Origin of the sequence: Methylophaga sp. UBA3192, assembly GCA_002363955.1 — a bacterium.
In the GTDB taxonomy this organism is placed as follows: domain Bacteria; phylum Pseudomonadota; class Gammaproteobacteria; order Nitrosococcales; family Methylophagaceae; genus Methylophaga.
Genome location: DEXE01000007.1, coordinates 202,510 through 220,844 on the forward strand (window position 1 = coordinate 202,510; position 18,335 = coordinate 220,844).

Annotated in this window: 20 protein-coding genes; 15 read left to right on the plus strand and 5 right to left on the minus strand. The window is 45.7% G+C overall.

Features of this window, described 5'->3' with window-relative positions; all coding sequences use genetic code 11:
* The first annotated feature begins 29 nt into the window (after positions 1–29).
* The gene (locus B2337_RS11935) at positions 30–794 is read left to right on the plus strand and encodes a TatD family hydrolase (RefSeq protein ID WP_292413756.1); all 765 of its coding nucleotides are present in this window, start codon (positions 30–32) and stop codon (positions 792–794) included.
* Here the strand turns inward: B2337_RS11935 and B2337_RS11940 are convergent, their stop codons facing one another.
* Positions 795–1,088, minus strand: coding sequence for a ferritin-like domain-containing protein (locus B2337_RS11940; RefSeq protein WP_292361601.1), 294 nt, complete (start codon positions 1,086–1,088; stop codon positions 795–797).
* Positions 1,089–1,180: 92 nt separating this feature from the next.
* On the opposite strand from B2337_RS11940, the gene B2337_RS11945 reads away from it, so the two are divergent.
* From B2337_RS11945 to B2337_RS11995, 11 genes are all read left to right on the plus strand, one after another.
* A complete protein-coding gene (locus tag B2337_RS11945) occupies positions 1,181–2,092 on the plus strand; it encodes an AAA family ATPase (RefSeq protein ID WP_292361600.1) in 912 nt (303 codons plus the stop codon).
* Positions 2,092–3,057 carry a DUF58 domain-containing protein gene (locus B2337_RS11950; RefSeq protein ID WP_292742641.1) on the plus strand — a complete coding sequence of 322 codons (966 nt, stop codon included), beginning with the start codon at positions 2,092–2,094 and terminating at the stop codon, positions 3,055–3,057. The genes B2337_RS11945 and B2337_RS11950 overlap by 1 nt, the downstream gene beginning before the upstream one ends.
* Positions 3,047–5,101 (plus strand): transglutaminase TgpA family protein, encoded by a 2,055-nt coding sequence (locus B2337_RS11955; RefSeq protein ID WP_292413753.1) that lies wholly within the window; start codon positions 3,047–3,049, stop codon positions 5,099–5,101. The genes B2337_RS11950 and B2337_RS11955 overlap by 11 nt, the downstream gene beginning before the upstream one ends.
* A gap of 74 nt (positions 5,102–5,175) precedes the next feature.
* Entirely contained in the window at positions 5,176–5,913 is a 738-nt protein-coding gene (locus B2337_RS11960; protein WP_292361597.1) for a tRNA threonylcarbamoyladenosine dehydratase, read from the plus strand.
* Positions 5,906–6,406: a hypothetical protein gene (locus tag B2337_RS11965; protein ID WP_292361596.1), complete on the plus strand. Its 501-nt coding sequence runs from the start codon at positions 5,906–5,908 to the stop codon at positions 6,404–6,406. The genes B2337_RS11960 and B2337_RS11965 overlap by 8 nt, the downstream gene beginning before the upstream one ends.
* A gap of 278 nt (positions 6,407–6,684) precedes the next feature.
* Complete coding sequence (locus B2337_RS11970; RefSeq protein WP_292413751.1) at positions 6,685–7,239, plus strand: TMEM165/GDT1 family protein; 555 nt, start codon at positions 6,685–6,687, stop codon at positions 7,237–7,239.
* Positions 7,240–7,297: 58 nt separating this feature from the next.
* Positions 7,298–7,795 (plus strand): aminoacyl-tRNA deacylase, encoded by a 498-nt coding sequence (locus B2337_RS11975; protein ID WP_292413749.1) that lies wholly within the window; start codon positions 7,298–7,300, stop codon positions 7,793–7,795.
* 155 nt (positions 7,796–7,950) lie between these two features.
* Positions 7,951–8,301: an ArsR/SmtB family transcription factor gene (locus B2337_RS11980; RefSeq protein WP_292413748.1), complete on the plus strand. Its 351-nt coding sequence runs from the start codon at positions 7,951–7,953 to the stop codon at positions 8,299–8,301.
* On the plus strand, positions 8,298–8,831 hold the full coding sequence (locus B2337_RS11985) for a rhodanese-like domain-containing protein (protein WP_292413746.1): 534 nt from the start codon (positions 8,298–8,300) through the stop codon (positions 8,829–8,831). Before B2337_RS11980 ends, B2337_RS11985 begins: the two co-directional genes overlap by 4 nt.
* A 6-nt stretch (positions 8,832–8,837) precedes the next feature.
* On the plus strand, positions 8,838–9,662 hold the full coding sequence (locus B2337_RS11990; RefSeq protein WP_292413743.1) for a sulfite exporter TauE/SafE family protein: 825 nt from the start codon (positions 8,838–8,840) through the stop codon (positions 9,660–9,662).
* A 13-nt stretch (positions 9,663–9,675) separates the two neighbouring features.
* Positions 9,676–10,371 carry an MBL fold metallo-hydrolase gene (locus tag B2337_RS11995; RefSeq protein ID WP_292361590.1) on the plus strand — a complete coding sequence of 232 codons (696 nt, stop codon included), beginning with the start codon at positions 9,676–9,678 and terminating at the stop codon, positions 10,369–10,371.
* Between the two features lie 4 nt (positions 10,372–10,375).
* Here the strand turns inward: B2337_RS11995 and B2337_RS12000 are convergent, their stop codons facing one another.
* Together B2337_RS12000 and dbpA are read right to left on the minus strand one after the other, a co-directional pair.
* Positions 10,376–11,314 carry a sensor domain-containing diguanylate cyclase gene (locus B2337_RS12000; protein ID WP_292413741.1) on the minus strand — a complete coding sequence of 313 codons (939 nt, stop codon included), beginning with the start codon at positions 11,312–11,314 and terminating at the stop codon, positions 10,376–10,378.
* 81 nt (positions 11,315–11,395) lie between these two features.
* Positions 11,396–12,778, minus strand: a complete 1,383-nt coding sequence (gene dbpA, locus B2337_RS12005) for an ATP-dependent RNA helicase DbpA (protein ID WP_292413739.1) — start codon at positions 12,776–12,778, stop codon at positions 11,396–11,398.
* Positions 12,779–12,928: 150 nt separating this feature from the next.
* On the opposite strand from dbpA, the gene B2337_RS12010 reads away from it, so the two are divergent.
* Positions 12,929–13,783 carry a hypothetical protein gene (locus B2337_RS12010; protein WP_292413737.1) on the plus strand — a complete coding sequence of 285 codons (855 nt, stop codon included), beginning with the start codon at positions 12,929–12,931 and terminating at the stop codon, positions 13,781–13,783.
* A 40-nt stretch (positions 13,784–13,823) separates the two neighbouring features.
* Here the strand turns inward: B2337_RS12010 and B2337_RS12015 are convergent, their stop codons facing one another.
* Together B2337_RS12015 and B2337_RS12020 are read right to left on the minus strand one after the other, a co-directional pair.
* Entirely contained in the window at positions 13,824–16,127 is a 2,304-nt protein-coding gene (locus tag B2337_RS12015; RefSeq protein ID WP_292413735.1) for a mechanosensitive ion channel domain-containing protein, read from the minus strand.
* A 180-nt stretch (positions 16,128–16,307) separates the two neighbouring features.
* Positions 16,308–16,787, minus strand: coding sequence for a histidine phosphatase family protein (locus B2337_RS12020; RefSeq protein ID WP_292413733.1), 480 nt, complete (start codon positions 16,785–16,787; stop codon positions 16,308–16,310).
* A 172-nt stretch (positions 16,788–16,959) separates the two neighbouring features.
* Between B2337_RS12020 and B2337_RS12025 the strand changes: the two genes are divergently transcribed.
* Together B2337_RS12025 and B2337_RS12030 are read left to right on the plus strand one after the other, a co-directional pair.
* The gene (locus tag B2337_RS12025) at positions 16,960–17,655 is read left to right on the plus strand and encodes a hypothetical protein (RefSeq protein ID WP_292361584.1); all 696 of its coding nucleotides are present in this window, start codon (positions 16,960–16,962) and stop codon (positions 17,653–17,655) included.
* Between the two features lie 120 nt (positions 17,656–17,775).
* On the plus strand, positions 17,776–18,267 hold the full coding sequence (locus B2337_RS12030; protein WP_292413732.1) for a hypothetical protein: 492 nt from the start codon (positions 17,776–17,778) through the stop codon (positions 18,265–18,267).
* The last annotated feature ends 68 nt before the right edge of the window (positions 18,268–18,335 follow it).

The following is an 18,335-nucleotide window of genomic DNA, read 5'->3' on the forward strand; positions in this document are numbered from 1 at the left end:
GTTCCTCTGTTTATAAAGGCAGTATTAACATGTTGCACCTGATTGACAGTCATTGCCATCTCGACTTTCGCGAATTTGATACAGACCGCGACACTATCCTGCAAAACTGCCTTCAATCCGGTATCGAAAAAATTGTCATACCCGGTGTCACTGTCAGTAGCTGGCAAAAGCAAGTTAAATTATGTCAAAGCTCGCCAATGCTTTCGCTGGTTTTGGGATGTCATCCGATGTTTATGGATGAGCATCCGGATGATGCTATGCAACTTCTGGATGACGCTGTACAACAATACAAGCCGATAGCAATCGGAGAAATCGGCCTGGATTTTTATGTTTCAAATGTCGATATGGCTGCCCAGTTAAGTTTGTTTGATGCCCAACTGGATATTGCCGTTAAATATGCTTTGCCGGTTATCCTGCACGTGCGTAAAGCCCATGATGAGGTGTTGAAACTATTACGCCAAAAACAATTACCTGGCGGCATCGTCCATGCGTTCAGCGGCAGCGCTCAGCAAGCTGAGCAATACCGCAAACTTAATTTTCTATTAGGTATCGGCGGTGCATTAACCTACCCAAGGGCACAAAGGCTGCAACGCCTGTTTACTGAGTTGCCACTATCGCAGATTGTGCTGGAAACCGATGCTCCTGATATGCCGCTTTGTGGTCATCAGGGGGAGCGCAATTCCCCCGAAAATATTCCGGTTATCCTGGAAAAGCTCAGTCAATTGCGCGGTGAATCCATCGCTCATATTGCTGAAATCACCTCCGCGAATTGTCGTCAATTATTTAATATCTGATTAATCGTGATGATGGGTGATTTCACCTTCAGTAAACAAATAATCGCGTAATTGCTCATCCATTTTTTTATCCTTGCGACGAATCCATTCCAGCGTCATCGCAGCGTGTTCTTTCTCTTCATCACGATTATGCTCAAGAATTTTTTTCAATTCCGCATCTTTGCAGGCATCTACCCGCTGGTTGTACCAGTCAACGGCCTCCAGCTCTTCCATCAACGATACGATGGCACGATGCATATCTTTGGTTTCATCCGATAATTCATTAAACGGCTCGTGGTAACCTTCGTTTGACATATAAAACCCTCAAGTAAAAATAAAAGAACCCAAATCAAATTAACATGTCTATTCCGACAACAACAATAACCTATATCAATACAGGACTTTCCATGACGCAAGGCAGCACTGATCGCATACTCCACTCGATTAACGCGGTGATCCTGGGTAAACAACACGCCGTCAAACTGGCCTTATCCTGTCTGATTGCCCGTGGTCATTTATTGATTGAAGATTTACCGGGTGTCGGTAAAACCACGCTGGCACATACGCTTGCCACCACATTGGGTTTACGTTTTCAGCGGGTGCAATTCACCAGCGATATGCTGCCAGCGGATATTCTCGGTGTGTCGATTTATGATCCTGAAAAACACCAATTCAGCTTTCATCGCGGACCGATTTTTACCCAGTTACTGCTGGCTGATGAAATCAATCGGGCTTCTCCGCGCACGCAAAGTGCCTTGCTGGAAGCTATGGAAGAACAGCAGGTGACTATCGAAGGCGATAGCTATCCGCTGGAAGATCCTTTCTTTGTTATCGCCACTCAGAACCCAACCCATCAGATTGGCACATTCCCATTGCCTGAGTCACAACTGGATCGTTTTCTTATGAGGATTCAGCTAGGTTACCCCGATCATCAGGCTGAAAGGGCTTTGTTAATGGGAGAAGACCGACGACAATTACTCAGACAACTCGATGCCGAAATAACCCCGCACCAATTAATCAAATTACAACAAACTGCCAGCCATATCGCCTTGAGTGAAGCGTTAATTGATTATGTGCAGGCATTGTTACGTTACACCCGACAAAGTAGCCAGTTTTATAACGGTCTGTCGCCGCGCGCAGGCTTGGGGCTAATTCAAGCCGCCAGAGCCTGGGCGATGATCAGTGGACGGGATTTTGTACTTCCTGAAGATGTGCAGGCCGTGTTTCCCAGCATTGTGCAACATCGTCTGCAAGCCCGTGAACATCTGCAATCGGCGGATTGGGCGAACGATATTCTGCAGCAGGTGGTGATCCCCTGATGTGGGCCCGACAATACTGGCAGCGCTGGCGTCAGCAGCAGCGTTATCGCGTTTATATCCTGCCCAGCCGTTATGGATTAAGCTATTCGATGTTGATTCTGGTGATGTTGCTGGGAGCGATTAACTACAACAACAGTCTTGGTCACTTGCTATGTTTTCTGCTGGTCGGTGTCGGCCATGTAGCCATGCATCACAGTTATCGCAATGTGCGTCAACTGGATTTTCAACTTGGTCAGGCTGAACCGGTATTTTGCGAACAGAACATACCATTACCGCTAAATCTGACCAACCAGAGTCCCCGCCCCATCCGGCAATTGGAGATAGCGTATTTGCCATCAGGTCATCGATCAGCTTGGTGGCCGTTAAAACAATTTTCTCGCTATGTTGCAGTGTATAAGGCCTCAGCCATAGCTGCTGAGCAAACCAGTCAGCATCTGATCCCCATCCCAACCACCCGGCGGGGATGGCTGGAGTTAGGACGCCTCCGACTCTCCAGCATCTATCCTATCGGCCTGTTATTCAGTTGGTTTTTTATTGAGATCAAACAACGGGTTCTGGTCTATCCCAAACCAGTCGGCAATAAATCCCTACCGCTCGCTTCGGCACTGGAAGAAAGTGGTGTATTGCAACATCAGCATGGACTTGATGATTTTGCCGGCTTTCATCGTTATCGTGAAGGTGATGCCAGACAACATATTGCCTGGAAAGCGCTGGCGCGTGATGGTGTGTTACGCACCAAACAATTCAGCAGTCCGGCGGGCCAGTCATTGATGTTGCAGTGGGAAGCTGTAGCTGATTTACCTGATACTGAAGCCAGGTTGTCGCAGCTGTGCCAGTGGATTCTCACTGCTGATGCGGCCGGGATGCAATATGGTTTGAGCATGCCAAATCAAACGATTGCCGTCAGCAGTGGCGAACAACATCGGCACCAATGTCTGCAGAGTCTGGCGTTATATGGCGAATAAAAAACCCGTTATTGCCCCCTCAAAACCGGCTATTCACTGGCTGATGGTGACACTGACCATTATTGCGATTCCGCATTTCTTCTATCAGCCCATCTGGGTTGCACTGATATTCTTGTTCATGATGAGTTGGCGGCTGATGCACAGCTGGCGAGGATGGCCTCTGCCCGCCGATAAACGCTTGTTAAAAGGTCTGCACTCGGTCAGTGCCGTACTGACTATCTTGCTGGTGTTTTACAGCTATGGCATCACCATTGGCCGCGATGCAGGTGTAGCGTTATTGACTACCATGGCTGCCTTTAAGATTGTCGAAGTGAAAAGTCTGCGGGATTATTACCTGAGCTGTTTTATGGGATTTTTCCTGGTAATAACCCACTTTTTCTTTAATCAGACGATTCCGATAGTCATTTTAATGCTGGTCAATGTGATCCTGCTGACCAGCTGTCTGATTACCGTCAACGAAACTGACAGTTCTGCAAAAAGCCGGGTTAAACAGGCTAGTATTATGGTGCTGCAAGCCACACCGTTAATGCTGTTATTGTTTGTACTGTTTCCTCGTATTTCCGGTCCGATATGGGGACTACCGAATGACGCCATGGATATCCCTGACAGTTTGCCAGACAGCATGACATTGGGCGAATTACCGCCACGCAACAGCGCAACCACTGGAATGTCTGATGACATCACTATTGGCAATATCAGTCAGCTGATTCAATCCGATGCGATCGCTTTTCGCGTCAAATTTGATAACAACCGGTTTCCAGACAGACAAAATCTATACTGGCGTGGCCCGGTGCTGTGGCACACCGATGGTAAACGCTGGTTACCGTTGCAGGATAATCAAAAACAGTCCGATGCCGTATCAAAAATCCGCGTTTCTGGAGAAGCACTTTCCTACAGTATGACTCTGGAACCGCATGATCGGCGCTGGCTGTTTGCACTGGATTTTCCAACGGCCTATCCTGCAACCATGCAGACCCGACTGAGTGGTGATGGCGAATTAAACAGTCAGGAAACCGTCAAACAACGCATCCAATATCGGCTCAGCTCCAATACCGAGTATTTATTCAATCCGCTGAATGACCCATATCTGCGATATGGGTTAAATTTACCGGAAGATCATCATCCCCGCAGTCAGCGACTAGCCAGACAACTAATCGAAACAAGTGAATCAAATGAGGCTTATATTGATGCGGTTTTAGCATATTTCCGTCAGCAGAATTTCAGCTATAGCCTGACACCACCGGCTTTGCGTGGCGACACCATTGACCAGTTTCTATTTGAGACCCGGCAAGGGTTTTGTGAACATTATGCTGCAAGTTTCACCATATTGATGCGTGCCGGGGGCATTCCGGCCCGAATTGTGACCGGTTATCAGGGGGGTGAGATCAATCCAGTCGATCAGGTTCTGACCGTTCGGCAACGTGATGCTCATGCCTGGACTGAAGTCTGGCTTCCCAACAAAGGCTGGCTCAGAATTGATCCCACCGCCGCAGTATCGAGTAATCGGGTAGACTTTGGTATGGGGGATTTATTGCCAGCTGAACGACGCTCGCCCAGAGCGATTGCCAACAATGATCGGTTGGTGGAAATGTGGCAATCCGCCAAAAACAATTGGGATGCACTGAATAGCGCATGGGATATGTGGGTAGTCAGTTATGGACCGGAAAAACAATTGGAATTGCTTAAAAAGCTTGGCATGCAGCAACCGGACTGGCAAAAAATGATCCGCTGGCTGGCAATTGGTATTGCAATGGTATTCATCTGGATTGCCTGGACCACGCTAAGACTGAAGTCTCATTCGACAGACAGGGTACAGCGCGCCTATTTGAAATTTTGTAGCACACTGGCACGACATGGCATCGAAAGACAGCCGAATGAAGGTCCAGAGGCGTTTGCCATACGTGCGCAACAGGCTTTTCCTGCTTACCAGCAACAAATTTCTACCATAAGCACACTGTATATGCATGTCCGTTATCGTGGTGATGCCAGTGAAAACGATTTTATACAGTCAGTAAAACAATTTAAGCCTCAACATTCAGCCTGAAATAAGCCGGCTTTGCCATTAACGGGCGGTTATCGGAAAATAGCGGCAATTAAAATTGGTCCAGAGGTAAATTCATGGCGCACAACAACCCATTATTTGAGCGCACCCATATTTTGCTTGGCGATACCGGTATTGAACGGCTGCAAAACAGTCATGTTTTTCTGGCCGGTATGGGCGGCGTCGGCTCTTTTACGGCAGAAGCTTTAGCGCGCATGGGTGTGGGCAAAATGACATTGGTGGATCATGATGTGGTCTCAGCCTCCAATATGAACCGTCAGTTGGTAGCACTGAACTCAACAGTCGGTAAATTAAAAGTCGAAGTCATGGCACAACGGATCGCAGATATAAATCCGCAATGTGAACTGAACCTGATTACTGAATTTTTAACGCCGGAAACGATTCCTGACACGCTCAATCAAGGCTTTGACGTAATAATTGATGCGATTGACAGCATGAGCAGCAAAACCACCCTACTGGAAACCGCATGGCGTAATCAGTTGCCGGTATTCTCCAGCATGGGCGCAGGCGGCAAACTTGATCCGAACCAGGTGCGTACCGGCGATTTAATGAATACGTCTATTTGCAAACTCGCCAAACAGTTACGTTCACATTTACGCAAGCGCGGTGTCGGTAAAGGTATCCAAACCGTTTATTCGCTGGAGTACCCGTTACCACCATTGCCCCCGGAACCAGTCAGTCGCGGACGGGCCCGTGCTGTAAATGGCACAGTGAGTTATATGCCCTCTATTTTCGGTTTAACGCTGGCAGGCCTGGTAATTAATCATATTATTGGTGATGCCCGACGTGTCTGATCCGCAAAATGTGGTGAATTGCACAGCGTATTATCAGCAACATCTGCAAACACTGCTTCAGCCTTACGGTATTGAAATCAAACCGGTTGCTGAGCATGAAGCCATACCCGGCAGTTTCTTTGGTGAACGTGAAGCTGGACTGCTAGGCAATCAATTATTGCTGCGGCTTGATACGCCAGTACATTCGGCGCTACATGAAGCCGGGCACTATATCTGCATGGATGGTCAACGGCGCATTACTTTAGATACCGATGCGGCCGGTGATTACGACGAAGAAAATGGCGTCTGTTATCTGCAGATCTTACTTAGTGATTTTCTGCCTGATCTCGGTCGAGATCGGATGATGCTGGATATGGATAGTTGGGGTTACAGTTTCCGCCTCGGCAGTGCCAAAGCCTGGTTTGAAGAAGATGCCGAAGATGCGCGGCAATGGTTAATCAAACACCACATCATTAATGAAAACGACCAGCCCACCTGGCAACTCAGAGAATAAAAAACCATTCATTGCAGCAAATTAACAGCCTGCTTATAATGCCCACTGTCTTAGGGGAGTAGTCTACCCATCTTAGGGCCTGTTTATCTCTCATCGACGATGAAAGACAAACAGACCCTAGTGCGTGAATCTGTCAACATACTTGTGTCCTCAAGACGCATGGCAGATTCGTGTCATTCGCTGGAATGGCATTGGCAAGACCTGAGGCAAATAACAACTCCATAGGCGGGTAGTTGTTATTTGCCTTTGGTTTTTTATCCCGCCTGAGTAGCCAAATCATGGAAGCTTTTTTTGTTTCAACCACCACCGTTGCCCTGGCGGAAATTGGTGATAAAACCCAACTCCTTTCGTTATTCCTAGCAGCACGTTTCCGTGCCCCCATTCCCATCATTTTCGGCATCTTATTCGCTACCCTGCTTAATCACGGTCTCTCCGCCTGGCTGGGAGTATGGATCACTGAATTCATCTCTCCTGAAACTGGCAGGTTACTTATTGGCATCAGTTTTATTGCGGTTGCTTTATGGATATTAATTCCTGACAAAGAAGAAGATGCTTCCTCAAACTTGAATCGTTACGGGGCATTTGTCGCAACGTTGGTGTTATTTTTTCTGGCCGAAATCGGTGACAAAACACAAATCGCCACCGTTATTCTGGCCGCCCAATATCAGCAGTTCTTTCTTGTTACACTCGGTACGACAGTTGGCATGATGCTAGCGAATGTACCTATTGTGTTATTCGGTCATCAGCTGATGCAAAAATTGCCTTTAAATGCAGCTCGCTATGCAGCTTCGATTGTATTTATCTCTTTAGGAATTATTACGCTATTGCTTTGACAGTTTGAGCAATTAATTCATACAGTAACCATTTTCGAATCACCTTGATGGAGAATCCATGAGCCAGACTATCAGCTCGCCAGTCACTGAATTATTAACGCAGCACGCAGTTACCTACGAAGTAGTTGAAATACCGCTTAGTGAAGATAAAAAACCGATCCGTAATCTGGAAGAGTTACTGAGTAGTCAGGGTCGCGATCCCAATTCAGTAGTACGTAGTTTGTTATTTAAAACCGGTTCGGGTCAGTTTTGCCTGCTGGCAGTAGCCGGAGGTGGACGTGCCGATTGGGCTGCACTTCGTAAACAACTTGGCGAGAAAAAACTGCGCATGGCTGAATTTGATGAAGTCTCGGAAGCTACAGGCTATGTCGTTGGTGCCGTGCCCCCCATCGCGTTACCTGAAACAGTTATGGTTTTAGCTGATAACAGTGCATTCCAGTTTGAACAGGTGATTATTGGCAGTGGTGTTTTAGGCTATGCCTTAGCATTAAGCGCCAATGATCTACGAAAAGTCATGTCCGATGTGCCCGTTAGCGAATTCGTAAAAATCGAGTAAAGCAATAACAGCTGGCGTGCTATACGCCAGCTTTCTTTTCACTTTCCCATTAATTGTTAGTACTTCAGCCAAAAACATTAACAAACACTAATTTAGTATTTTCTAATTTAGAAAACTGGAATATACTTGCACTATTATTTTTGCAAGGATCTCTTATGAGCACTCTCCCCCTATCTTTTCCTGAGATTAGCGAAATGCAATCCCATGCCAAAGCAGCAGCCGCTTTGCTCAAGCAAATGAGCAACGAGCATCGGCTAATGATCTTATGTGCTTTGGGAAACCAGGAACTGGCCGTCAGTGAAATCAATCATCTGGTGCCGCTTAGTCAGTCGGCATTATCACAACATCTTGCCAGTCTGCGTCATGCTGAATTAGTCAAAACACGCAAAGACTCACAAACCGTCTATTACCGACTGAATGGCGATGCCGCGCTACGCATCATTGCCGTTTTGCAATCTCTGTACTGTCCTAAATATCAAACTTCTTCATGTGGAGAAAAATCATGAGTTATTCCATCGAAAAACCAGAAACAGTATTTTTAAACAAAACACCTGACGATATTTGCATCATCGATGTCAGAACAACCGCCGAAGTTAACGCAAAATCGTTGCCCAGCGCCATCCATTTGCCACTACAGGCCTTCAATGTTGAAGCATTGCAAAAGGCAATCAACAAGCAATCAGCTAACCCTGAGAAAATTTATTTTTTATGCCATTCAGGACGACGTGCAGAAACTGCCGCCAAACAAATTGATGGGCAAGTTTCCCAATCATTAGTGGTCATTGAGGGCGGCATTCAAGCTGTTGAAAAGATGAATCCTGATTGGGTGATTACCCAAGGAAAAGCTATTTCAATTGAACGTCAGGTACGTATTACTGCGGGTGGTTTGGTGTTACTGGGGGTGATTTTAGGGTTTGCGATACATTCAGCCTGGTTTGCCCTATCCGGTTTTGTCGGCGCAGGACTGATGTTCTCAGGAATAACCGATAGCTGTGCGATGGGCATGATCATCGCCAAAATGCCATGGAATAAATAAAAAATCATGCTGCTGATACTGGGCATTGTGATTGGTTTATTGCTGGGCCTGACCGGCGCAGGCGGCTCGGTATTTGCCGTACCACTTTTGATTATGATTGGCGGCATTTCAATTCATGAAGCGGTGACATTGTCGTTAGCGGCTGTCGCTGCCATCACATTGTATGGCAGCGTACGAAATCTCACAAAACAAACTATTTTATGGCTGCCAGCGGCCCTATTGGCCGGTAGCGGCATATTGGCGGCACCGCTTGGCAAAGTGTTAGGCACGATGCTCAGTGAAACCATACTGATGGCAGGGTTCAGTATTTTAGCCATCCTCATTGCCATTCGTATGTGGTTGACGGCAACAACGATGCCGGAAGCCAGTAAAGTCGTACGTGGCAGTCATTTATCATTAGAGAGCACTAATGGCCTGCTGTGTAAATTCAGTCCAACCGGCCAATTTCAAATGCGTCCAAAATGTATGAGCGGCCTGCTGTTGGGCGGTTTAATGGTCGGCTTGTTATCCGGATTATTCGGCGTGGGCGGTGGGTTTCTGATTATCCCTTTACTGCTTTTGCTCAGTCAGGTCAGCATGATACAAGCGGTCAGCACCTCATTAGTGGTCATAGCGTTTATCAGCAGCAGCGGTTTTATTGCTCATATTGTATTGGGCGAAACAACACATTTGTCATTGGGTTCACTGGCCTGGTTAATTACCGGCGGTTTACTCGGTATGTTTGCGGGACAGTTACTCAGTCACAGGATTGCCAATGCCAGCTTACAGAAAATCTTTGCCATCGGTTTGATGGCAGTTTCCGCACTGATGTTATTCACACAACTGATATAGGATATAAATCACCATGCTATTCAGACAACTTTATGAAAAACATTCGTCAACCTACACGTATTTAATTGCTGACAATGAAAGCAAAGAAGCCCTGTTAATTGATCCGGTGGTTGATGAAACAGATGGATATTTGAGGTTATTGAACGAACTGGGATTAACCCTCAAAATCGCCATGGATACCCATACTCATGCCGATCATATTACGGCTCTGGGCAAACTTCGTGATATAACGGGTTGTGAGACCTATATGGGACAACAGGCCAATTCTTCCTGCGCCAATGACAGTTTCCATGATGGAAGCCAAATTGTTGTCGGAAAGCTGACCCTGACAGCACTGCACACCCCTGGGCATACCGATGACTCTTACAGCTTTATGCTGGAGCATGCGGGTCAGAAATATCTGTTTACCGGGGATACGTTATTGATTCGTGGCACTGGTCGAACGGATTTTCAAAATGGCAGTGCAATAGAACAGTACAGCAGTCTGTTCGACAAATTATTGAAATTTCCAGAGGACACGTGGGTCTATCCGGCGCATGATTATAAAGGCTGGATGGTCAGTACCATCGGTGAAGAACGCCAGCATAACCCACGTTTGCAAGTGAAAGATGTGGTTGAATACAAGCAAATCATGGATAACCTGAATTTGCCCAATCCTAAAATGATGGATGTCGCCGTACCGGCTAATCGCGCCTGTGGCAATATTTAATTGCTCAGGCAGACTGAATGCAGTTACGGCCTTTTTGCTTGGCCTGATAGAGCTGTTTATCTGCTCTATCAATCAGTTCATTATGCTCATCATTTGCCGATGGAATCATGGTGCTGACGCCCAGGCTAATAGTGAGCAACTGACTGACTTTTGAGCGGTCGTGAGGGATCTGTTTTTTGAAAAGTGCCTGCCGACAACGCTCGGCTATGGACCAGGCGGCATTATTATCTGTTTCCGGCAACAGCATCACAAACTCTTCGCCACCAAAGCGTCCAAAAAAATCCCGGGAACGTACGGCAACATTATTCAAGGTTGCAGCAACCTGCTTCAGACAATCATCACCCTGCAAATGACCATAACAATCGTTGTATTCTTTGAAAAAGTCGATATCAATAACGATCAATGACAATGGCTGTTTATTCTGCCGAGCCTTTAGCCACTCAGTTTCAATGACCGTATCAAACATGCGACGATTGGCTACACCGGTCAATCCATCTTTGAAAGACAGTTCTTCAAGTTCTTTTTGTAACTTGATCAGTTCCTGTTCCGTTTTTTTACGTTCACTGATATCGAACATAAAACCAATTAATGAATCGACCTCACCATTTTCCTTGCGAACCACATGAACTACATCGCGGATCCAAACATAGTCGCCATTTTTTGTCAGTGCTCGATAATCGGCTTCATGATCAACGCCTGACTGGGATTGCGAAACACAGAAATCCACTACCCACTGCCGATCTTCCGGATGCATTCGGGTTGCCCAGTCTTCAACCGACTGCCAGCTGGAAGGCTCCCAACCCAGCAGTTCTTCAATCTGTGGACCAATATAGGAGAATCGCAAACTTGCCCAATCTATTTTCCACGGAATAGCCCTGGTCGATTCGAGCAGCGTTTTGTAGACACCGTTATCGGTGGGGTTGTCGTTTATCAAATCGGTCATGGCAACACTCGTTGAGACTTACCGTTAAGGGTACTTATTCCACAACATAAACAAGGTTTTTATAATCCATTCTGAGTCAATTTAACGTATTTTTCTGGCCCGAATTGTACGGCCTTTGATTTTTCCATCGGCCAGATAATTCATTGCCTGTCGCAATGCGGATTTGCTAACAGCCACATAACTCGACATATCAAAAATATCGATCTTGCCGATATCGGCACCATCCAACCCAGCATCCCCCGTCAATGCCCCTAAAATATCTCCTGGTCGAAGTTTGTTTTTACGCCCGGCATCCAGTTGAATAGTCACCATATTGGCTTCAAGGGTATAACTGTCATCGCGATCCAGCGAAGCTGGTACATCACAGCGACACGGTTTTTTCTGATATTTCTCAATTGCCAGCATGCGTGGCATTTCAGCTTCAGCTACCAGACTCATAGCCAGACCTGACTCTCCTGCCCGACCAGTTCGACCGATACGATGTACATACACTTCCGGATCACGTGGTAATTCATAGTTAATTACCATTTCAATCGCTTTGATATCCAGCCCACGCGCGGCCACATCGGTGGCAACCAAAACAGGACAACTCTGGTTGGCAAAACGCACCAGGACCTGATCCCTTTCACGTTGTTCCAAATCGCCATGAATGGGCTGGGCATCAATTTTATGGTTACGAAGCCATTCTGCCACTTCATCACATTGTTTTTTGGTATGACAGAACACAATCGCGTTTTTAGGCTGATAATGCTGAAACAACATTAGCAATGAACTGTTACGCTCATGCTTTTTGATTTCGTAAAACAGCTGATCGATGACCGCTTGTTGATGTTGTGACTCAACAGTAATTCTTGTCGGATCGCGCTGAATAGTACGACTGATCTGTTTGATACCGTCGGGAAACGTCGCTGAAAACAATAAGGTTTGTCTGGAGCCTGGCGTTTGTTTAATGATTTCTTGCATTGCATCAACAAAGCCCATATCCAGCATGCGATCGGCTTCATCCAGCACCACAGTTTTGACTTTATTGAGTTTCAGAGTGGATTTTTTCAGATGGTCCTGAATCCTTCCCGGTGTGCCTACAACAATATGTGCACCGTATTCCAATGACACAATTTGTGGGCCTAACGGTTTACCCCCGCATAACATCACCAGTTTAAGATTCGGGATAGAACGTCCCAGACGACGTAATTCTTTGCCTACCTGATCGGCCAACTCCCGTGTTGGGCAAATAATTAAGGCTTGCACGGCAAAAAAGTCAGGCTTAATCGTTTGTAAAAGACCAAGGCCAAAGGCAGCGGTTTTACCACTGCCGGTTTTTGCCTGGGCAATCAAATCCTTGCCCTGCAGGATCAGTGGCAGGCTCTGCGCCTGTACAGCGGTCATTTGTTTGTAACCGAGCGAATCAAGTACAGCCAGTTGTTCAGCAGGTAACTTCAGCTTAGAAAAATCATTTTCAGACATGGGAAACTTTAAACAGAGAAAGATAGCGCGCATGATACCAAAAAGCTCGCTGAAACATTGCTTTACCTGAATTTACATTCATGGCAATGAACCCCAACACAGACTGCAAGTCTGATAGTCATCAGCCAGCCAAACTGTGAGGTAATGGCTATGTCATTCATTAAAAATCTATTTCTTCCAGCTTTCACCGCCAGCCTGCTTACTGGACTAATGGTATTTATACCAAGTCAACACAGTTATGCCGATGTGTCGGTGAACGTGCAACTTGGTCAGAATATGCATAATCGACCACACCATGGTATTTCGGGAAACCGGCATTATCGCTCCCCTTCTATCGGTATTACTGGCCACCGTTCATTTGGACTGGATCCCAGGCTCAACCACTTCAAGCAACCTCGTTATAAACCGTATTACCGACATTACGATACAACCCGACCTCGTCATCGAACAGGCTATTATGGTTTTCGAGGCAACAGTATCACCCTGATTACACCGATTGTTTATTCTCAGAATTATCAAAATGCCGACCCTATACGTCGCTATACAGCTAATTCATCACGGCCCCTTTCCACAGCTGCGTCTATATCAAACTATTCCAATCTTGATGGTTGGGAAGCATTATCACGCTATGAATCAACAACAGCGATTAATGCCTTTAAAGCGCAATCCAGTAAAAATCCCAAAGCTTCTTTACCCAAAATTGGTTTTGCTTTAGCCACGGCTTTACAGGGTGAAACGGATAAAGCATTTTGGGCTTTGAACCTGGCATTAATTGCCGATACCAGTGATCTGCGTTATTTCAGCGCCGATCCCGGCCTGCAATTGGTGATTGATGATTTATTGGAAAATTATCATAACAAACCTTTGATGACGGCCACCCTGCTTTATTTGAAGCAGGATTACCGTTCAGCTCGAACACTGATAAAAACGGCATTGAATGAATGCGATAACTGTTCCGCCACTCGGAATATGCAGCGGTTAATACAGCAACGGCTCAATGGCTAAATAAAAAACACCCTGCCGTTATCAACAGGGTGTTTACTGTTTAATGTTCTTCATCGAAATCCTGTTTATGCTTTGGATTGGATTTCGAAGATTTTGAGCTTTCTGTTTTTTCAGACTTCTGCTCTAACTGAATGGCAGAATTTGCATCCGAGTCTCCGACCATTTTCAGCGGTGCAGGTGGCGCAGAACCATCTTTATCCTGACCAAAGTAAATGGTCATATGCGGGAATGGAATCTCAATGCCCGCCGCATCCAGATGCTGTTTAACCAGACGATTATAAGCCCGGCCGACACCCCATTGTGTCCCCGGAAGGGTTTTAATACGTACCCGGATATTCACCGAACTGTCCGCCAGCGCGGTCACACCATGGACTTCCAGTTCGTCGATCAGAATTTTTTCACGCTGTTCAGGATCAGCCATTAATTCAGCAAACGCTTCACGCAGATGCACAATGACTTCATCTGTATTTTCACGATACGCCACACCATATTCACCAACATGGTAAGCAAACTCCCGCATAAAGTTGGAAACAGTATCCACCGCCGAAAACGGAATCATATGGTAGGTACCGGATAAATCACGTAAGCCTAACGAACGGATAGTAAGTTTTTCAGCGGTCCCCGTAATACCACCAGCTGTCACAATATCTCCGGCATTAATGGCATTTTCCATTTGAATAAATACACCGGTAATCACATCCTGAACCAGTTTCTGGGCACCAAAACCAATAGCCAGACCCAATACACCAGCCCCTGCCAGTAATGGTCCGATATTGACACCTATTTCTGCCAGCACAATCATCACTGTCATAATGATCAGAGCAATCGCTGCCGCATTACGGAAAATGGTCAATAATGTTTTTGCTCTGGCCGTAGGCATCTGACCATCATCATTAGGGTTTAGCCGATGCTCAATCCAACTGGCCAGAGCAATCCAGATGGCCATCGCACCCACAAGGATCGCCGCCACACTGATTACTGTACCGATAGTCTGAATACCCGCATCTGAAGCTAACCAGGCCGAAAGACTGAATATTCCCCACGCATCCAGAATCACGGCAGCAACCACTACGACCAGCAAAATGCGTAAGGTTTTATAGATATTGGGCACAAATCCATTCAACCGTTCTTCGAGTAATGGAAAACGTGAACGCAAATCATCTGAAACATGTACCGGATGACCAAGGGTTTTGGCCATAAATTTTGCCACTAAGCCGCCAATCACTAATGCCATAATCGTTTGGAAAGTGGCTTTAAGCATCATCGGCAAGGCATCCTCCGGACGAAGTAATAATGCTCCCGCCATTACGGCAAAATAAACAATACCCAACACATGCCAGCTGCGCGCAAGAATTCCCAGACTGACCCGTGAAAAACTTAAGGTGGACTGCTGCGCGTGGAATAACAAACGTTGTTTGACTAACATGCGGTTTTGCATGATCACCAGGACGGCATAGATAAATGCACTTAATACCACCAATACACTGACCAACTGACCAATCACCGGATTAATATTCAGATTGACAAGTGGCACCACCAATAGCATGCCGTAGCCGATATAATTGGTTAAACGCACCAGCCAGATATGCCAGTATGTCGCACTTTCAGCTGAGATGGGTAATAAACGCAAAGCATCATCCCGCCCAGCAAAGACGGTTCTCAGAATCACTTTGAATATTTCAATCGCCAGAAAGGCATTCAGAAATAGCGATTGACTGACATTCATCTCACCATTACTGCCAATGGCAAATAAAGCCACAGCATAACCGGCTACCCATGCCAAAATAACGGTTAGTAAATCAACAACTGCAGCCAGTAAAATCGCGCTGAATTTTCGAAAAACCGGATATTCGCCATCTGCTTCAGCCCAGTCATTGGCACGGCGAAAAGCATGGCGTGCCAGACTGCGCAGCACGTAAAACATCAATAACGTGGCAGCAATCACGACGACCAGAAAGAAGATTTCATCCAGTATCAGCTGCCAATCAAACGCGCTTTCTTGATCCGAATCCGTTCCGGTTAAAGCAGAAAAACCCGCATTCACTGTTGAAACAATTTCTTGGGCGACGGCTTGGGTTTTATTAGCAATTTGCCGGGCAAAAGTGGGTTCAGCTACCAGACTGACTGAATCAGTCTCTTTATCCATCGCGCCTGCGGCTTCGGCCAAATCACGCAGTTCGGTAATGAGTTTTTCACGTGCCTGCTCATTTTCAAGCGTATCGGCAAGTGCCGAGTAATGCGTTTCGTTATTGGATGAAGCAGCAGGTTCAGCCCATACCATGTCGGTAAAACTGAAGGCTAACAACAATGTCATCAGCAGACCCGAAGTTAACTTCCATTGCATATCAAAAATCCGCACGATGCTGAGATCTCCCTTGTTTGGTTTCGTTATTTTTTAATCGATTGCAAGCCTAAAGGCTTGAGACTGATGCCATTAGTAAATTTTTCCGGAATCCGAAAGCATTTAACTGAGCAGGCTAAAAGCGAGTGTTTGTGTTAAAGGACTCTAACAGGGCAAAAGGGTTCATTGCAAAACCGATACAATTTCCAACGCCTCATTTTCATCCACTTCCACTATGACCCCTTCACCGGATAAGATGAACTCATCTAACAGCCCGGAAATATTAACCTGATGAGTAATATAAATTCGGGGTTTCTCTGTTTGCTGCTGAACAATATGTGTCTTCCAGTCCTGCAGAAATTGTTTTTTTAAATGGCGATTTGATGCATGAAAAAACGAATTCAATGCCGTCAGCTTTTGGGGACTTCCAAAGCCCAGTAGTTCCGCTGTTTCCAGACAACGGCACCATTCACTTGAATAAACCTCTGCATCGCTGATACCCAGATCACGAAGTTTATCGCCCAGATCAATGGCTTGTTGTCGGCCTTGCTCAGATAAATTACGTTGTGACTGGCAATCTTCCAGTTCGAATCCCGGCGGATCACCTACTCCAGGAGCAAGCGCATGCCGGAAAATAATGATTTGCTCGGCAAAAGCTTGCACGGGCAAGAATCCCAAAACGAAGAAAACTATTCGCAAATATGTCATTTGTTCGCAGTCATACAGTCAAACTCATTTTTCAATTGAGATTATTAATGAACATACGTAATTTAAAGGAATCACATGTGTATGATTCCATTAGGTTCAAACAGTTCATTTGAGTACCGGAGCCAATATGCCCGAAACATCCATGTCACGAAAACTTACTCTTTTTTTACAGTTTCTTTTGTTTATCGGGCTGGCCGGGGCAATTTGGGAACAACAATGGCTTAATGTGGTGATTACCACCGGCATAATCATCATCACATTATTCCCGATTTTGCTCGCCAAAAAATTCAATGTGCATGTGCCACCTGTATTTCAGCTGATGGCAATCGGCTTTATTTTCGCGTCAATTTTTTTAGGTGAAGTTCATGGCTATTACACCCGTTTCTGGTGGTGGGACATTGCACTGCATACTACTTCAGGATTTTTGCTGGGAATTACAGGTTTTCTTCTGGTTTATTTACTGAATGAAAATGACAGTATTCATATGCAGATGCAGCCCGGATTTGTGGCGTTTTTTGCTTTTATGTTTGCGCTGGGAATGGGGGCTTTGTGGGAAATATTTGAATTTTCGATGGATAAGATTTTCGGCACCAATATGCAAAAACCGATGTTCGGCGATCATTCAGGTTTAACGGACACAATGTATGACCTGATTGTTGATGCGATTGGCGCGTTGATTATCTCGATACTTGGTTATGGCTATTTGAAAAAAGCTCAGGCGAAATCTTTTCTCGAACGCTGGATCTTTTCATTTATCGTGAAAAACCCGCGTTTTTTTAACAAACACAAAAACACATCGAATAAATCCAATCTGCCAGACTGACTTTTAGCAGCTTGTGACATCTTCCCTAATAAATCAGGACTAACTCTGATGTACTTTTAGCCCTAGCACTCTAGTATGCCCCTAAATTGCTGTTTGTCAGCAATGTCATCTGGAGTACAAATGTTAAAGCTGTCTTTTGCATTACCACCATTTTTCATATTGAGCTTATTACTGATGTTATCGCTGGGAGGCTGTGAAGGAAGTGATGCTGTTCCGGAAATGGAGACTGCACCGATAGCTGATGAAGATAAAATCCCCCTGTGGCTGGACGGACAAGTTGAAATGTCACCGCAGGAATGGCTGGTAAAACGCAGCCGTGCTGAAGTAACAGATGAAAGAGCAGAAATAGAACGAACCGCAGAATTACTGGTTATCGCGGCTGACCGGTTCGATGAAAGTCACCGGATGATTGCCAATCGTGCAGCACAACTGGAAGATATGTTGCTCGAACATCGCATTAATGAAACCGCGGTAGATCGATTGGAATGGTTTACCAAGCTGCCAACATTACAAACTCCGCACAGTTTCTCGGCACTTTGTCAGTACTATTACAATCTACGTACCCAAGGTAAAACCGAAGACGAAATCATTCAAAATCTGCTGCGGATCTAAGGCAGCATTTTTCTGGTAATAAGTAATTTTTAAACGGCTGGATATGCATTATATTACTATTATTCGGG

Excerpts from the sequence above, each read along its gene's own strand:
- B2337_RS11935 (WP_292413756.1), top strand. The coding sequence starts at position 30 with ATGTTGCACCTGATTGACAGTCATTGCCATCTCGACTTTCGCGAATTT.
- B2337_RS11940 (WP_292361601.1), bottom strand. The coding sequence starts at position 1,088 with ATGTCAAACGAAGGTTACCACGAGCCGTTTAATGAATTATCGGATGAA.
- B2337_RS11945 (WP_292361600.1), top strand. The coding sequence starts at position 1,181 with ATGACGCAAGGCAGCACTGATCGCATACTCCACTCGATTAACGCGGTG.
- B2337_RS11950 (WP_292742641.1), top strand. The coding sequence starts at position 2,092 with ATGTGGGCCCGACAATACTGGCAGCGCTGGCGTCAGCAGCAGCGTTAT.
- B2337_RS11955 (WP_292413753.1), top strand. The coding sequence starts at position 3,047 with ATGGCGAATAAAAAACCCGTTATTGCCCCCTCAAAACCGGCTATTCAC.
- B2337_RS11960 (WP_292361597.1), top strand. The coding sequence starts at position 5,176 with ATGGCGCACAACAACCCATTATTTGAGCGCACCCATATTTTGCTTGGC.
- B2337_RS11970 (WP_292413751.1), top strand. The coding sequence starts at position 6,685 with ATGGAAGCTTTTTTTGTTTCAACCACCACCGTTGCCCTGGCGGAAATT.
- B2337_RS11975 (WP_292413749.1), top strand. The coding sequence starts at position 7,298 with ATGAGCCAGACTATCAGCTCGCCAGTCACTGAATTATTAACGCAGCAC.
- B2337_RS11980 (WP_292413748.1), top strand. The coding sequence starts at position 7,951 with ATGAGCACTCTCCCCCTATCTTTTCCTGAGATTAGCGAAATGCAATCC.
- B2337_RS11985 (WP_292413746.1), top strand. The coding sequence starts at position 8,298 with ATGAGTTATTCCATCGAAAAACCAGAAACAGTATTTTTAAACAAAACA.
- B2337_RS11990 (WP_292413743.1), top strand. The coding sequence starts at position 8,838 with ATGCTGCTGATACTGGGCATTGTGATTGGTTTATTGCTGGGCCTGACC.
- B2337_RS11995 (WP_292361590.1), top strand. The coding sequence starts at position 9,676 with ATGCTATTCAGACAACTTTATGAAAAACATTCGTCAACCTACACGTAT.
- B2337_RS12000 (WP_292413741.1), bottom strand. The coding sequence starts at position 11,314 with ATGACCGATTTGATAAACGACAACCCCACCGATAACGGTGTCTACAAA.
- dbpA (WP_292413739.1), bottom strand. The coding sequence starts at position 12,778 with ATGTCTGAAAATGATTTTTCTAAGCTGAAGTTACCTGCTGAACAACTG.
- B2337_RS12010 (WP_292413737.1), top strand. The coding sequence starts at position 12,929 with ATGTCATTCATTAAAAATCTATTTCTTCCAGCTTTCACCGCCAGCCTG.
- B2337_RS12015 (WP_292413735.1), bottom strand. The coding sequence starts at position 16,127 with ATGCAATGGAAGTTAACTTCGGGTCTGCTGATGACATTGTTGTTAGCC.
- B2337_RS12025 (WP_292361584.1), top strand. The coding sequence starts at position 16,960 with ATGCCCGAAACATCCATGTCACGAAAACTTACTCTTTTTTTACAGTTT.
- B2337_RS12030 (WP_292413732.1), top strand. The coding sequence starts at position 17,776 with ATGTTAAAGCTGTCTTTTGCATTACCACCATTTTTCATATTGAGCTTA.